This window comes from Alistipes sp. An54 (genome assembly GCF_002159375.1).
GTDB lineage: Bacteria > Bacteroidota > Bacteroidia > Bacteroidales > Rikenellaceae > Alistipes > Alistipes megaguti.
This window is the reverse complement of record NZ_NFIA01000003.1, coordinates 195,352-209,963: the sequence shown is the minus strand read 5'-3', so window position 1 is coordinate 209,963 and position 14,612 is coordinate 195,352. Positions and strand designations below refer to the sequence as shown.

15 protein-coding genes and 1 tRNA gene are annotated in these 14,612 nt (G+C 49.7%); 5 read left to right on the top strand and 11 right to left on the bottom strand.

All coding sequences use genetic code 11. The features are described 5' to 3' along the window. Positions 1 to 264: 264 nt before the first annotated feature. Both B5G09_RS04555 and B5G09_RS04550 read right to left on the bottom strand, forming a co-directional pair. Positions 265 to 1,446: an MFS transporter gene (locus B5G09_RS04555; RefSeq protein WP_087404219.1), complete on the bottom strand. Its 1,182-nt coding sequence runs from the start codon at positions 1,444 to 1,446 to the stop codon at positions 265 to 267. Positions 1,447 to 1,459: 13 nt separating this feature from the next. Further along, positions 1,460 to 1,786, bottom strand: a complete 327-nt coding sequence (locus tag B5G09_RS04550) for a multidrug efflux SMR transporter (protein ID WP_087311245.1) — start codon at positions 1,784 to 1,786, stop codon at positions 1,460 to 1,462. A gap of 158 nt (positions 1,787 to 1,944) precedes the next feature. On the opposite strand from B5G09_RS04550, the gene B5G09_RS04545 reads away from it, so the two are divergent. Beyond that, positions 1,945 to 2,508, top strand: coding sequence for a Crp/Fnr family transcriptional regulator (locus B5G09_RS04545; RefSeq protein ID WP_087311244.1), 564 nt, complete (start codon positions 1,945 to 1,947; stop codon positions 2,506 to 2,508). Between the two features lie 148 nt (positions 2,509 to 2,656). Here B5G09_RS04545 and mobV read toward each other — a convergent pair whose 3' ends face one another. The 3 genes from mobV to B5G09_RS04530 form a co-directional block, all read right to left on the bottom strand. After that, complete coding sequence (mobV, locus tag B5G09_RS04540) at positions 2,657 to 4,027, bottom strand: MobV family relaxase (protein WP_087404218.1); 1,371 nt, start codon at positions 4,025 to 4,027, stop codon at positions 2,657 to 2,659. A gap of 114 nt (positions 4,028 to 4,141) precedes the next feature. Continuing rightward, positions 4,142 to 4,585: a hypothetical protein gene (locus tag B5G09_RS04535; RefSeq protein ID WP_241147568.1), complete on the bottom strand. Its 444-nt coding sequence runs from the start codon at positions 4,583 to 4,585 to the stop codon at positions 4,142 to 4,144. 15 nt (positions 4,586 to 4,600) lie between these two features. After that, complete coding sequence (locus B5G09_RS04530) at positions 4,601 to 5,794, bottom strand: primase-helicase family protein (protein ID WP_087404216.1); 1,194 nt, start codon at positions 5,792 to 5,794, stop codon at positions 4,601 to 4,603. Positions 5,795 to 6,038: 244 nt separating this feature from the next. Between B5G09_RS04530 and B5G09_RS04525 the strand changes: the two genes are divergently transcribed. Further along, positions 6,039 to 6,494, top strand: a complete 456-nt coding sequence (locus B5G09_RS04525) for a GNAT family N-acetyltransferase (RefSeq protein ID WP_087309773.1) — start codon at positions 6,039 to 6,041, stop codon at positions 6,492 to 6,494. 92 nt (positions 6,495 to 6,586) lie between these two features. On the opposite strand, the gene B5G09_RS04520 is transcribed toward B5G09_RS04525, so the two are convergent. Together B5G09_RS04520 and B5G09_RS04515 are read right to left on the bottom strand one after the other, a co-directional pair. Next, on the bottom strand, positions 6,587 to 6,958 hold the full coding sequence (locus B5G09_RS04520) for a hypothetical protein (RefSeq protein ID WP_087404215.1): 372 nt from the start codon (positions 6,956 to 6,958) through the stop codon (positions 6,587 to 6,589). Beyond that, positions 6,955 to 8,184, bottom strand: coding sequence for a site-specific integrase (locus tag B5G09_RS04515; RefSeq protein WP_087404214.1), 1,230 nt, complete (start codon positions 8,182 to 8,184; stop codon positions 6,955 to 6,957). The genes B5G09_RS04520 and B5G09_RS04515 overlap by 4 nt, the downstream gene beginning before the upstream one ends. A gap of 316 nt (positions 8,185 to 8,500) precedes the next feature. Here B5G09_RS04515 and B5G09_RS04510 point away from each other — a divergent pair, with 316 nt between their 5' ends. Next, a complete protein-coding gene (locus tag B5G09_RS04510; protein WP_087404213.1) occupies positions 8,501 to 9,502 on the top strand; it encodes a class II fructose-bisphosphate aldolase in 1,002 nt (333 codons plus the stop codon). A gap of 99 nt (positions 9,503 to 9,601) precedes the next feature. On the opposite strand, the gene B5G09_RS04505 is transcribed toward B5G09_RS04510, so the two are convergent. The 3 genes from B5G09_RS04505 to B5G09_RS04495 all read right to left on the bottom strand — a co-directional run bounded on the left by B5G09_RS04505 (position 9,602) and on the right by B5G09_RS04495 (position 12,144). Beyond that, the gene (locus B5G09_RS04505) at positions 9,602 to 10,051 is read right to left on the bottom strand and encodes a hypothetical protein (RefSeq protein WP_087404212.1); all 450 of its coding nucleotides are present in this window, start codon (positions 10,049 to 10,051) and stop codon (positions 9,602 to 9,604) included. Between the two features lie 15 nt (positions 10,052 to 10,066). Continuing rightward, a complete protein-coding gene (locus tag B5G09_RS04500) occupies positions 10,067 to 11,023 on the bottom strand; it encodes an alpha/beta hydrolase (protein WP_087404211.1) in 957 nt (318 codons plus the stop codon). Between the two features lie 170 nt (positions 11,024 to 11,193). Then, positions 11,194 to 12,144: an NAD-dependent epimerase/dehydratase family protein gene (locus B5G09_RS04495; RefSeq protein ID WP_087404210.1), complete on the bottom strand. Its 951-nt coding sequence runs from the start codon at positions 12,142 to 12,144 to the stop codon at positions 11,194 to 11,196. A 113-nt stretch (positions 12,145 to 12,257) separates the two neighbouring features. Between B5G09_RS04495 and B5G09_RS04490 the strand changes: the two genes are divergently transcribed. Further along, positions 12,258 to 12,329: transfer RNA gene (locus B5G09_RS04490), tRNA-Thr, on the top strand. A gap of 184 nt (positions 12,330 to 12,513) precedes the next feature. Next, positions 12,514 to 13,803: a phage integrase SAM-like domain-containing protein gene (locus B5G09_RS04485; protein WP_087404209.1), complete on the top strand. Its 1,290-nt coding sequence runs from the start codon at positions 12,514 to 12,516 to the stop codon at positions 13,801 to 13,803. 55 nt (positions 13,804 to 13,858) lie between these two features. Here the strand turns inward: B5G09_RS04485 and B5G09_RS04480 are convergent, their stop codons facing one another. Next, the gene (locus B5G09_RS04480; RefSeq protein WP_087404208.1) at positions 13,859 to 14,488 is read right to left on the bottom strand and encodes a recombinase family protein; all 630 of its coding nucleotides are present in this window, start codon (positions 14,486 to 14,488) and stop codon (positions 13,859 to 13,861) included. Between the last annotated feature and the right edge of the window lie 124 nt (positions 14,489 to 14,612).

Genomic DNA, 14,612 nt, shown 5'->3' with positions numbered 1-14,612 from the left:
CCGACCCTCTGTTATTTTTTTCACAAAAAGAGATTATTATTTAGATTTTTTAGTAAATCTGTATAAGAAATATATATCATTGAAATCAAGTGAGTTAGAAGAATTACCTCGTTTTCGGGTAATGAGTAGGCAACCGTCCTGATTGCCGTGGTCTGCATCGCTTTGCTTGTTTTGGTAACTCTTACGGATGCAAAGGTATAAAAAATATTCAGTCTGGAAGAAGTATTCCAAATATTATTTCAGCCTGAATGGGCATCCACTCTCTTATGCCGTTTTTGGCTTGAGGCAATTTACGAGCAGGGAAGCCACTGTAAAGGCAACTCCTACCACTACCACACCTGTCCATCCATAATGTTGCCAAGACAGACCAGAAACGAATGTACCGGCAGAACCGCCCAAGAAATAAATGGTCATATAAACGGTATTGACACGATTGATGGCAGATGCATCGAGGGCAACCACGCTTGTCTGATTAGACAAATGAATGCATTGCATTCCCGCATCAATCAAAAGAATGGCGACTACCATCCACAAGTAGCTGTCATTCAAAGAAAATGCCAGCAGCCATGCAGCCAAGATAACGCATCCTCCGACAATAGAGAAGAACCTTGCACCGTACTTTTGGATATAACCGCTAATGAATACAACCGTAGATGCACCTGCCAATCCACACAAACCGAGTGCCCCGATAATATCGTCACTCGCAAAGAAAGGCTCTTGTTTCATCCGGAAAGCAAGGCAACTCCACAAAGCGAAGAACGAACCATAAGCCAATGCCGCCCTTAACGAAGCGATACGCAAATACGGGTATTTGTAGAACAGGCGCAACAGGGATCTCATCAGCTCCATATAATTTCCTTGTGAACGGGCAGACAGAACGGGAAGCATCTCGTAAATCATAAGAAAGCATCCGAGCATAAACACGCAAGCTACCAAATAGACGGAACGCCATCCCCATACATCAGCGAGAAAGCCACTGAACACCCGTGAGCCGAGAATGCCTATGAGCAAACAGGATTGTATAATGCCCACATTGCGCACCTTGTGTGCAGGTGCCGAATGGTAAGACACCAACGGGATGAAAAACTGCGGCATAACCGAAGATGCACCGGCAAGCAAGGATGCGCCCCACACCCAATAGATGTTCGGGGCAAGGGCGATGGCAAGCAATGCACACATGGAAACGAAATAATTGGTCAATATCAGCTTCTTCCGTGAAACCAAGTCGCCAAGCGGAATTACAAACACAAGTCCAGCCACATAGCCTATCTGGGTCAATGTCGCTACCATACTGGCAGAAAAGTCGTTTACTGCAAAGTCTTTTGCCATGCTGCCCAACAAAGGCTGGTTGTAGTAGCAGTTGGCAACGGAAAGTCCGGTAGCGGCTGCCATCAAAGCCAGCAGAGGTGCCGGAATGCCTTGGTTCTCCCTCAATTCATACTTCATCGGTCGCCTCCTTTCAGTATGAAACAACTTTCAATCCTATCAAAGACGCTATAAGCGTGAACAGAAAGAAAAGCCGGATGGGAGTGGCAGGCTCCTTGAAAACGAATATCCCTATCAAGACTGTACCTACTGCTCCGATGCCTGTCCAAATGGCGTATGCTGTCCCAAGTGGCAAAGTCTGTACCGCCTTGGCAAGCAAGGACATGCTCAGTACGGTGGAGACAAGGAAACCGCTCCCCCACAGATAAAACTCGACTCCTGACGCCGCTTTTGTCTTTCCCAAACAGAATGTAAGACTTATCTCAAACAATCCTGCCAATAATAAAATTATCCAATTCATATCTATGATTTATTAAAATTCGGGCGCAAAGGTAAACAAGTAATTCCTTATAACTTTTTGCATTTGGCAAAAACGTATTTTGCATTTGACAAAAAACAGCCGTTCATTCCCGTTTCTGTGTACTATTTCATAATTTTGCACACTGATAACAATAAATTATGGATATTGAGCAAATCATCAACCTGAGATATGCCATGCCGGACGCGTCTTTGGACAGGTTGCGGCAATGCCTGACGGAAGTTTCGTACCCCAAAGGATTCCGAGTGTTGGAAAGCGGAAAAGTGGAGAAAGACATTTTTTTTATCAAACAAGGCATTGTTCGCGCCTACACTTCGGTAGAGGGGAAAGAAATTACTTTTTGGGTCGGCAAAGAAGGGGCGACTCTCGTTTCCATGAAAGGCTATGTAAATGACGAGCCGGGATATGAAACGATGGAGCTGATGGAGGATTCAGTCCTGTATGTATTGGAAAGAAAAAAACTGAAAAAATTGTTTTCAGAAGACTTGCACATCGCCAATTGGGGGCGGCGTTATGCGGAGATGGAATTGCTTGCCACCGAGGAACGGCTGATTTCCATGTTGTCCGCCATCGCTTCGGAACGGTATAAGGAGTTGTTAGAGAAAGAACCTGACTTGTTGCAACGGTTACCATTGGGAAGTATCGCAACCTATTTAGGTGTCACACAAGCGAGCTTGAGCAGGATTAGAGCACAAATAAAGTGACGTTTCAACAAACTGGGGGACAGCAAACGGTTTTAGTCTGCCCAAAACACAAACTTGCTACCATTGAAAACAGAGTTCAGGCTTTGGAGTAACTCATCTGCCTTTGGGTTACCCAAAGGACAACTTGCTATCCTCCCGTTGGCATTGTTTATAATCCCATGCCTTTGCCTCTCCTAAGCGGCTCAACAGTTCTCCTGATGGACGAGAACAGCCTACCAAACTGCTCCTTGAACCATTCGCCAATCAGTTGCCCGTTAATGGCAAGTGCAAGTTTAGACCTGTCTTTTGGGTCTTTCACCACTTGGAAGCCAGCCCTTTTGGTCGTGAATTTTCGCTTATGCTCCTCCGAATAGAGTTCACCCTCGTAGAACAGCGGCTTGCCGCTGATGAGCGTGGCGGTCTGCCGCTCGTTGAAGCCGACTTTCAGGCAGAACTTCTCCATGTACACCAGTTCTTGGAACAGCGGAAACCACTTCTTGGCTTTCTGGATGATGGATTTCAGGAATGACACTTCCTTTTGGTGTTCCGCTTCCTTGTCAGACATCTCCCTGCAGTGCTTGGCTTGCAGTTCCATAAGCTGCCGTTGGTGCTCCTCCCGCTGCCTCTCCATCTGTCGCTGCAACAGTTCTATGCTCTCGTCACGGGCGGCAACCTCGCCTTGCAGGGTTCGGTTGTCAGCTTCAAGCCCTTTCAACTTGCCGCTGCCCAAAAGAGAACCTACCTTTGCCACGAGTGCCGCTTTCGCCTCGGTCTTGGCGGCTTCCAGCTTCTCCGACTTGATTTCTTTCCGCACTTCGTCAAGCTGTTGTACCGCCTGTTGTTGTTCGACTTGTAGCTGCTGCACGTTGGCTTCAAGCTCTCCCGTCTGCCGTTTCAGGTCACGGTAGTATTGGGCGGTGGTGGTGTGCCGTGCTTCCGAACCCCGTATGCCACGCTGCAAGCCGTACTTCGCCATTGCTGTGGCGTAGCTGTCGTGGTAGGCGACAAGCCTTTCACGGGTAAGCAAGTCATCGGCGCACAGGCGCACGGCATTGGCTTTCTTGCGGTAGGTGCGTCTGCCCTCCGTCTGCTTTTTCTTGGCTTTCCTGCGCTCGCCCGTCACTATCGGCACGACCGTGGCGTGGATGTGCGGCGTGTGTTCGTCCATGTGCAAAACAGCCGATACGGTGTTCTCCCTGCCGAATGTGCGGTACAGCCATTGCAGGTTGTCATCGCACCATTCGTCAAGCCTGCCTTCGTCCTGCACCCTTGTCATGTCCTCGTGCGTACCCGAAAGCACGATGCGGATTGCCCTCACTTGGTCGGGCGTTATCTTCCGCCTGATGCCAGCCGTGCGGATGCGGTGGCTTATCGCTTCGGTACGGTTTGTCACGCCATCGGAAAACTCCACCAGTTCTCGGTTGAGGTGGGTGCGTGTGGGGTCTGCGTTCCCCGGCATGGTCTTGCGTTCTATGTGGTCGGATGCGCCCGTGTCAGCCGACCCTTTCGCCTTGTTGATTTGAATGCTGATATATCCCATGTTCGTTTCTTGTTTTTAGGTTACACAAACTTTGTTTGTCGGTGTCCGCCTGCCTGCGGTCATAGTCACACGGGGCAAACGGGGGGGGGTCCAGAGGGGTGCAACCCCGCTGGCTCATTGGGGTGTTTTTAGCATTAGCGTCAGCGGTGCGTGAAGAAAACGCCCTAATGAGCTATGGCTTTTTGTTCCCCAAAAGCCTGCGGCGGTGTCGGCGGTTTTCGGATGCTGTTCTCTTTTCGCTTGTAACATCGGCTTTCCCCTGTCGGTCGGCAGGATGGAAGTCCGTCCGACCGACTTGCGGATGGCGGTGTTCACCTCTGTTGCTTTCCCGTTGGACTTGATGAGGGGTGAAAATCTGATGAAATGATGAATGGATAACATAACACACTGACCACCAGATGGATGTACTCTCAACATCTTTTCATCAAACCGCTCGCCAAAAGAAAAGTGATGAATGGTGTTGTGCTGCCTTTCTCTTTTCATCAGCCAAATCCGTTTGTTGAGCGTTTGATGAGGATGTAAACTGCTGTTATTCTTTATGTTTATGTACACTTTCATCATTTCATCAAAATATCAGAGTGTTTCCAACTGCGCCTTGCTTGCCGTGTAGTAGCGCCCAATCCGCTTGACGGATGAATATCCGCACTCACGGTTGTAGTCGCATTGGTAGGTGGTATAGGAAAGCGAGTTGGATGCAGGGGTGAGCTTCCAGCACTCCTGCACCACTTTCCGAACCTGCGACTTCTCCACCTTGACTTGCGAGCAGACGAGCAACGGGATGATGTCATTGAGGCAAAAAGAGACAGACTCCACATTCATGCTTGCCATGATGTCGAGCAGCAGTTCTGCCATTTCTATCTCCAGCCGGTTGCGGTTGCTTCGGATTATTTTCCGCAGGGCATCCGTCTCCAGCAGCTTCGGGTTGAACCACATGCGGCTTTCCTTCCCGGTGGACAGCTGCCTGTGTTGCAGGAAATGGAGAAAAGCGGGTATTTCCGTTTTCAGCTTTTGCAGGAAGTCGGTATCGTCACTCTTGAGCGGCACAATCTTCCGCACCCAATAGCGTGTCTCCCCTGCGTCTATGATGACGGGCAGGTGCTCGTTGTTGGAACAAAGCACGAACTTGGCGAAGAAGCCTATCTCGTCACGGTCTTTCCCTTTTGCCTCCACTTTGTAGGATAGCGTGGTGCTGAGGTTCTTCAGCCGCTCGCTGTCCTCACGGCGGTTGAGCAGCACCTCGTCCACCATGATGAGCAATTTGCCTGCCCAGTCGGAGTTGAACTGGCTGCGGAAGTCCTCGTTGGTGTTGAACGTCACGTTGTTCTGGAAGATGGCTTTCAGAAAGTTCAGGAACGTGCTTTTGCCCGTGTTCCTCTCTTCGGACACGAGCAGGAGAATGGGCAGTTTCTGAATGGGATAGAGGTAGAGCAGTTGCAGGTAGTCCATGCCCAACCCGTACTGTTCGCCGAAGATGTGTTCCACCAACGAGCGGATGCAGGGGAAATCCCCCTCCTGCGGTCGGTGGCTTATCGGCTCGTAGAGGTTGAGGAACTTGCCGACTACCGGTTTGTAGCCCACATGGTCGGGTACGGTGCAGAAGCCGTCATACTTGGGGACGCTTGCCATGTAGTCCTTGCCGTAGTCCTGCCGCAGGGTCTCGGAATTCCATGCGATGCGTTTCCTCACATAGCCGCCGTCAATTCGGGGCTGGTCCACAATCTTGTAGAGCGTAGTGCCTACTCTAATGAATTCTTCTTTTTTCTCCATGTTTTCAATAAGATTTTAGTGCCGCCAACATATTGTCGGCAAGCGGATTAAACATGGGTGCAAAGCTACGGCAGGACGGCTAAAACCTTGATATGTAAAACGATGCAGAACGGCGCAAAAGAACCCGACGGATGAGAAAATGCAGCGGAACTTATGTCATTTGCAACTTTTATCTCGTACAAAAGACTGTTAATGCTGCATAATAGCTACTTTTGCAAAATAACATCGATAAAAGAAAACAAATATGGACGGACATATTGCCATTAGAGAGTACCAACCCTCTGACAAAGAAGCCTTGTTAGAACTGATACGTTTGAATACGCCCAAGTATTTTGCAATAGAAGAGGAAGTTGGTTTCAGCGAGTATTTGGACAAGGAAGTTGAACTTTACTATATTCTGCTTGTTGATGGGAAAATCGCAGGTTGTGGTGGAATTAATTTCTCAGATGAAAAGACGACGGGAAAAATAAGCTGGGATATAATCCATCCTGACTATCAGGGAAAATCATTGGGAACAAGATTGCTCCGTTTTAGGATGGACAAACTCGCAGGCATCGGTGGCATAAAGAAAATAACGGTACGCACGTCACAGTTAGTCTATAAATTCTATGAAAAACAAGGCTTTGTCCTGATGGAAATACAAAAGGACTATTGGGCAAAAGGTTTGGATATGTATAGGATGGAATATAGAGCAAAATGATAAAATCAGCCCGAAGAAAACGGAAATGCCGCACTTCTTCGGGCTGCTGGATTGTGTGAATGCACGAACGTATTGACACGCAACCGCATTCGCTAACACTTACACGATTGCTTGCAGCCTAATGAGAACCAAAGCATTTGCCTTTCTTTTCGCAAGCACAACTTTTCCAACAGGGCATTACGCACCCATGCGGCATTGGGTGTGTCGATACGGAAAGCGAGTGCCACGACCATTGGCAAGGAATACGCTTCCGAATAATAGCCGTTGGGCAACTTGACGTGTCTTTCCACCTCACAAGGATTCAACACTCCGCTCTTGTACACGGCTCGGATGGCGGCACGGAGTGTCGGAGCGATAACATCGAAAAGCTCCACCAACTCCATTTCGCTCATCCATACATTGGCGGTATCGAGCGGTACGGCAACCCTGCCGTACCCATCCAGCGTTATGACTTCACGTTTCATACCCCTGCCACTTTAATGTCACCGAACGACTTGCTCAACTGGTTGCCGAATGCCGTCAGGTCGTTGTCCAGCTTTTGCGTGGTTATCTTCGCATAGATTTGGGTGGTCTTGATGTTGGTATGACCCAAAACACGGCTTACGCTCTCTATCGGCATACCCTTGCAGAGAGCCAGGGTTGCGAATCCATGTCTTGAGCAATGGAAGCTAATCGACTTATTTACACCACATTCCCGTATCATCTTCTTCAACGGCTTGCATATAGACCAATAGTTCAGATTTGGGAAAACGAGATTGTCCTCTTGGAACGGACGGTAACGCTCAATTATCTGCAAGGGGATGTCCAGCAGCTTTACTTGGAACGGTACGCCCGTCTTGTGCCGTTTGGAAACAATCCACTTCTCGCCGTTCACCTCCACAATGCGGTCGGTGGTCAGTTCCTTGATGTCCACGAAAGAGAGGGCGGTGAAGCTCGCAAACACGAACAGGTCACGGATGTATGCAAGCTTCGGGTCTGCGAACTCGTGCGTCATCACCGCTTTCAACTCGTCCTCCGTCAGAAACTCACGCTCCTTGACGTTAGGGCTGATGTGGAACTGCGCAAACGGGTTTCTCGGTATCAATCCGTTGAAGTGCGCACGCATCACCACGCCTTTCAGCCACATGCACTTCTCCCATATCGTGCCGTTGCGCAATCCCGCTTCCGTGGAGAGATAGACCGCAAACTCCTTGATGAAGTCGGGTGTAAGTTCCAGCATCGACATGTCGCTGCGCTTGTAGGACGATTTGATGAATGCCGCCACATAGTTCCTTGCCACTACCCTTGACTGATAAGTCGCCATTTTCCTGTCCTTGCCGACACGTTTCTTGAACACCTCGTTCTCACGGTCGAAGGCTTTGAGCAGCGTTTCATACTCGCCGCCGATGCCTTGATAGGCGTTACGCACCATTTCTGCCGTCACAAACGCCTCACGGTCGGATATGCGCTGGTAGTGCTTGATGATTTGCGCCTTGATGTTGTCGAGCGCAAGGTTCGTTTCCCTCGCCTCCACGCTCTTGCCTTTGGCACGGTTGCCCTTTGCGTCCCAAAGTTCTTTTGAGATACCCCGCTTGCAACTGAACTGCGCTACCGTTCCGTTGATTGTAACCCGTCCCATGATGGGGACAATTCCGTTCTTTTCCTTGCTGCCGTTCGCATAGAACAGCACGCGAAATGTGCTCCTTGTCATACTCGTTCTTTTTTGGTTGCAAAACTATAAATCAACGAGTTAAACCTTGACAAGCAAACCTACGCAGAGCGCAGCAAACGGAACGGTGACTGTTAAATCTGCACTTTCATCGGGTAACGAATAGGAAACCGTTCTTCTGCTTCAATCCGCTTAGAAACGGTTTTCAGCCCTCTTCCCAACTTCCGTGATTTTCTCCTAACTACTTAATTTACAGATTATATTGCGTTAATCTGCTGAATTTCGGCGGTTTTTCCACAGATTTTTTGTAAATTTGTGCGGTTTTTGATGAGACTCAAATTCTCTAACAACTAATATTATGGTATCGTACAAAGATCTGGGCCTCGTGAACACCCGTGAGATGTTTGCCAAGGCCATCAAGGGAGGTTATGCCGTTCCGGCATTCAACTTCAACAACATGGAGCAGCTCCAGGCCATTATCCAGGCCGCTGCCGAGACCAAGTCGCCGGTGATCCTGCAGGTATCGAAGGGCGCCCGCAACTACGCCAACCAGACCCTGCTGCGCTACATGGCCGAAGGCGCCGTGGAGTATGCCAAGGAGCTGGGCTGGGCTCATCCCCAGATCGTGCTGCACCTCGACCACGGAGATTCGTTCGAGCTCTGCAAGAGCTGCGTCGACATGGGCTTCTCGTCGGTGATGATCGACGGCTCGTCGCTGCCCTATGACGAGAACGTCGCCCTGACGAAGAAGGTCGTCGAATACGCTCACCAGTTCGACGTAACGGTCGAGGGCGAGCTGGGCGTGCTGGCCGGCGTCGAGGACGAGGTTTCCGCCGCCGAGAGCCACTACACCAAACCCGAGGAGGTTGTTGACTTCGTTACGAAGACCGGCGTAGACTCGCTGGCCATCTCGATCGGCACCTCGCACGGAGCCTACAAGTTCACCCCCGAGCAGTGCACCGTTGACCCGAAGACGGGCCGTCTGGTTCCGCCTCCCCTGGCATTCGACGTGCTGGAGGCCATCGAGAAGAAGCTCCCGGGCTTCCCCATCGTGCTCCACGGATCGTCGTCGGTTCCCCAGGAGGAGGTCGACACGATCAACAAGTACGGCGGTGCGCTGAAGGCTGCCGTAGGTATTCCCGAGGAGGAGCTGCGCAAGGCCGCCAAGAGCGCCGTCTGCAAGATCAACATCGACTCCGACTCGCGTCTGGCCATGACCGCCGCCATCCGCAAGGTCTTCGCCACGAATCCTGCCGAGTTCGACCCCCGCAAGTACCTGGGTCCGGCTCGCGACAACATGAAGAAGCTCTACATCCACAAGATCAAGGAGGTTCTGGGGTCGGACGGCAAGGCCGAATAATCGGAGCATTCCGAAAAGTAAAAACCGGGGGTTCGCAGGAACCTCCGGTTTTTTGTGGTGCAAAGCCGGGCAAGCAGAAGTCGGGAATTGGCAACCGGTTTATTTTACAGTCACCCGGAAACGACACTCCGAGCCACCGGCCAATACCGTTTCAAGCGTCTCCACCTCAACAACTCGCCCGGGCAATAATGTCTCCAACACATAGAGAATACTCTGACGCGAGCATTCACAATGGGTCGGAGCCGCCACAAATCCCGCCTCAACCTGCGGGCACAAACAACGCGGATACCCCATCTCATAAACCCGCCCCGGCTCAATGACATCCGCGAAGAAAAACGGGGTCCTCCCATATTTCGCATACTGCCGATCGAGGTCACAGCCACACTCTTCAAATTGCCGACGCAACTCGAGCAACACGCCGTCGCGGACACACGCCTCGGCACAAGGACGATAAAGCCGGGCCCTGACCTCGGCAGGTAGCCGACCGATCGACTCTTCAAGCATACGATAAAACGTTGCAGTCCTCGACATCTCCCCGTTCTTATCCATTGTCTTCTCTGTATTTCAATTCATGGGAATATACCTCCCGACAAACTCGCCCACGCGCCGCGTATACTCCTCGCGCTGATCGTGATACGACATGGCGTGCGTCGCCCCCGGCACGAGCCACAACTCCTTCTCGCCGGGTTTGGCCTCATACAGCGGATAGACCATCCATGTCGGCACATAGTCGTCCGCATCGCCGTGGATGAACAACATCGGAAGACCGCACCGGGCCACCTGCTTCAGCGCCGACGCCTCGCGGAACGTCCAGCCGAACTTCACGCCGCACAGCCCGCTGGCCACATCCAGCAGCGGAAAGGCCGGCAGGTGGAACTGCTCGCGAAGCTCCTTCGCAAACTCGTCCCAGACGCTCGTGTAGCCGCAATCCTCGACGAAACACCGCACGTAGGGCTGCTGCACCTCGCCCGAGACCATCATCGTCGTGGCGGCTCCCATCGAGATGCCGTGGACCACCATCCGTGTCGCCCCGCCGAAGAGCCCGTTGGCAATCTCCATCCAGCGCAGCACGTCGAGCCGGTCCTTCCACCCCATCTGGATGGCACGACCCGCACTCTCCCCGTGATAGTAGAGATCCGGCAGCAGGATGTTGAACCCCAGGTCGCAGTTGTAGAGGTAGCCGATCATCAGCATCCGCACGGCATTGTCCGTGTAGCCGTGAACGATGACCGCCGTGCGGTCCGTGGGCTGCGGGGCCCGCACGTAAAGGGCATGCAGCCGTTCACCCTCGCGCCCGAGGATCGACGTATCGCGCAGCGCCCCCACCCGGCGGAGGCTGTCGACCCACGGCCGCAGGAAGGGATACTCCTCATACATATATTTATAGGAGGAGGCATTCTTGGCCTCGATTGTCGCCTGCGGCTGCAACGAATAGCGCAACAGATAGAGACTTCCTCCCACAAGAAGTGCCGCCACAATCACCACAGCGATGACAACACCCCGAAAAATCCGTTTTTTCATGCTTGTCCGTACATTTGAATCTTACGAAAAAGCCGTCGGAGCAAATATCCTGCCCGACGGTCTTTCTATGGGTCATACGATCCGCATCCGGGCGCCAGCGCCACAATCGGCCGGACAAGCAAAGGTGTCCGGGTGCCGCATGGGCGGATGACGGGAGCGGAAAATGCCGATCAGTTCTTGCCCAGTTTGGTGCGGATATGGGAGAGCATGTCGTCGGTCATGCGCGAGAGGTCCCATTCGGGTTTCCAGCCCCACTCCTCGCGGGCGCAGGTGTCGTCCAGCGAATTGGGCCAGCTCTCGGCGATCTCCTTCTTCACGGGGTCGATGTCGTAGTTCATCGTGAAGTCGGGCAGCCGCTTCCGGATCTCGGCATAGATGATCTCCGGCGTGAAGCTCATCGATGCGAGGTTGAAGCTGTTGCGGTGGACGAGCTTCGAGGGGTCGGCCTCCATCAGCTCCACGCAAGCGCGCAGGGCATCGGGCATGTAGATCATGTCCATATAGACGTCGCCCGGAACGGGACAGGTGAAGTGCCCGCTGCGAATAGCCTCGTAGTAGATCTCCACGGCATAGTCGGTCGTACCGCCACCGGGCAGCGTGACGTTCGAGATGATGCCCGGGAAGCGCACCGAACGCGTATCAACGCCGTACTTGTGATGGTAATAGTTGCTCAGCAGTTCACCCGTAACCTTGCAGACGCCATAGATGGTCGTCGGCTGCATAATGGTGTCCTGCGGAGTCTTGTCCTTGGGCGACGTGGGACCGAAGGCTCCGATCGACGAGGGGGTGAAGAGGGAACAATGGTGCTGGCGGGCCACTTCAAGGGAGTTGTTCAGCGCGCCCATATTGACATTCCAGGCCATCTGGGGGTTGCGCTCGCCGACAGCCGAGAGCAGCGCCACGAGGTTGAAGATGGCATCAACGTGGTAACGGGCCACGACCGAGGCCATGGCCGTAGCATCGAGGGCATTCAACACCTCGAAGGGTCCATCCTCGCCCAGATTGCGGCATTCGCGCATATCGGTGGCCACGACATTCGAGCCGCCATAAATCCCGCGCAAAAAGACTGTCAGCTCGGAACCAATCTGGCCTCCGGCACCTACTATCAGAATACGTTTCATCGGGTTTAAGTTATAATTTGGTAGTAAAGATAGAAAATATTTGGGAAAAACGCATATTTTTTTGGTCAATTCATTTTTCTTATGTACTTTTGCACCACTCAACGAAGGAAACTGCTGTTGTAGCTCAGTGGTAGAGCACTTCCTTGGTAAGGAAGAGGTCACGAGTTCAAGCCTCGTCAACAGCTCTGGAAAAGGAAGAGATTTTTCTCTTCCTTTTTTGTTATACATACCCTTATAAACCAAACTATTACACATAAAATCAACAATATATCATCCATTAAACCCGGTACAATCAAGTAAAAAAAGATGGAGCTCTCAAAGATATTTTTTACCTTTAATGCGTAGAAAACCGAGCAAAAACCGAGTAAAATGGCAACCCTCAACTACCAACTAGACCGGGTAAAGAACAAAAATAGCAAGTACACAGTGCGCCTAATTGTCAGGAATGGCACAACTCAGTCATCATTGGCAACCCCTGTTGAGGTACTAAAATCTCAGTGGTTATCCAAACCACAAAGGGTAAAAGGAGGAGTTAGAGAAAACGACTTGCTTGATTCGCTTTTAGAAAAAGCCCAAGCAGCAGTTAAGGTTTTGCGCAATAGCAATCGCCTTCAAAATATGAAAGCATGTGCTATTATAGATTTTATTAAGAACTTTGACACAGACGTCGTCGGAAACAGCAATGGTGATTTTTTAGAATATTGGCAAAGTATTGCAACGTTGCATCCCAAAAGCGCAACTAAGTATCGATATGCGCTTAAGTCTTTGGTCGATTTCAATATTGCAACAAAAGGCAGTGACACTATTCTATTTAGGGATATAACCTCTGAATATATTCGGACTTTTCTCTTTTACTTGAAAGAAACTCCATATATTCCCCAACACTATCAACAAAAAAATATCATAAAATACAAACAGAGAAGCTCTGAAACAATAGCGACCTATGCAGCGACTCTGAAAGCGGTTTTAAACTGCGCCATTGACGACGATAAGTTATCTGCAAATGTAATGAAAGGATTCCGTAAGGTCTCTATTACGCGAAAATCCAATAATAAGAAAATATACACACTCAATCTAGATGAGTTGAGACGCATACTAAACTTCGATTTGAGCAGCTATCCTTTATCCATCCAGATGGCAAGAGACTTATTCATTTTGTCGTTTTGCTTCCAGGGCATGAATCTTAAAGATTTATATTATCTTAAAACTAAGAACTTTCACAGAGAAGATTTGAATTACATTCGCGAAAAAACGGGTAAAGAGATATGCTTAACTCTTTCAGAAATGGATTCAATAAGACGATTGGAAAAGCCCTATTCTTGCAAATCCAATGTATGGGGAGAAGATTGTGGCAATACCGATTTCCTATTCGCGTTTCAATATCATTATACCTCATACGATAGTTTCAAAGGTATGATATTAAAAGCTGTACGTAAGTTGCGCAAGATATTAAACTACCCCAACGATTTCAGTTATTATACAGCACGCGATTCTTGGGCAACGATTTGCTCAGTTGACTATAATTTAGGGCAGGAGCACATTGACGCAGGGCTTGGGCACAGCAGTAAAAGCCTTGCGGCAAATCACTATATAAGCATTAACCGAGATAAAATAGCCCAAACTCACGCAGACATTTTAAAACGGCTATTTCAGAAATGAGTGTAATAAGAAATCTTACAACACATAAGAGGAGAGGCTAGCCCCTCCCCTTCTTTTATATAAACTCTTTCTTTATACGCTGAACGGTCGAAACACCTACACCTGCAATCTTAGCAGTATTTCTGATACTTTCCCCCTTTTTGAGCAAGGATATAACTTGTTTGTATTGTGTTTTCTTTTGTTCAGCAGATTTTACACTTCCTAGCTTCCGCCCTAACTTACCCCCATTCTCAATATAGAGTTTTCGTCCTGAGTTAAGCCTAAACTTTATATTCTCGCGTTCCATCTCTGCACAGGTCCCCAGCACAGAGATAAAGATATTGAGAAATGGATTTTTTGTACCATCGGCTTGAAAAATGGATAGAGCCTCTTTTTGAAAGTATATGTTGAGGTGTTTATCCTTACATAATCTTACGTTGGCAAGAACCTCATCAACGTTGCGTCCCAAGCGAGATAGTTCGCTTATAAGAAGAGTGTCTATTTTGTTAGTAATGCAATAATCCAAGCACTCACACAGTACAGGTCTTTCTTCGTTCTTCTTGGCTCCACTAATGTTCTCTGTAAAAATCTTTTCTACCTGATACCCGTTTTTATCGGCATAGGCAGAGAGGTCTACTACTTGTCTATCTGTATTCTGCCTATCGGAGGTTGAAGATACTCGTGCGTAAATGACTGCTGTTTTCATATTCTGTTATTTAACTATTCAAAGATACAAACTTTATTTGCGTATTCAAAATAATCTTTGATAAAAATGAATATATTTTCTTCCTGAGAATGAATACAGTTTACGAATTATTTGAACACACTTT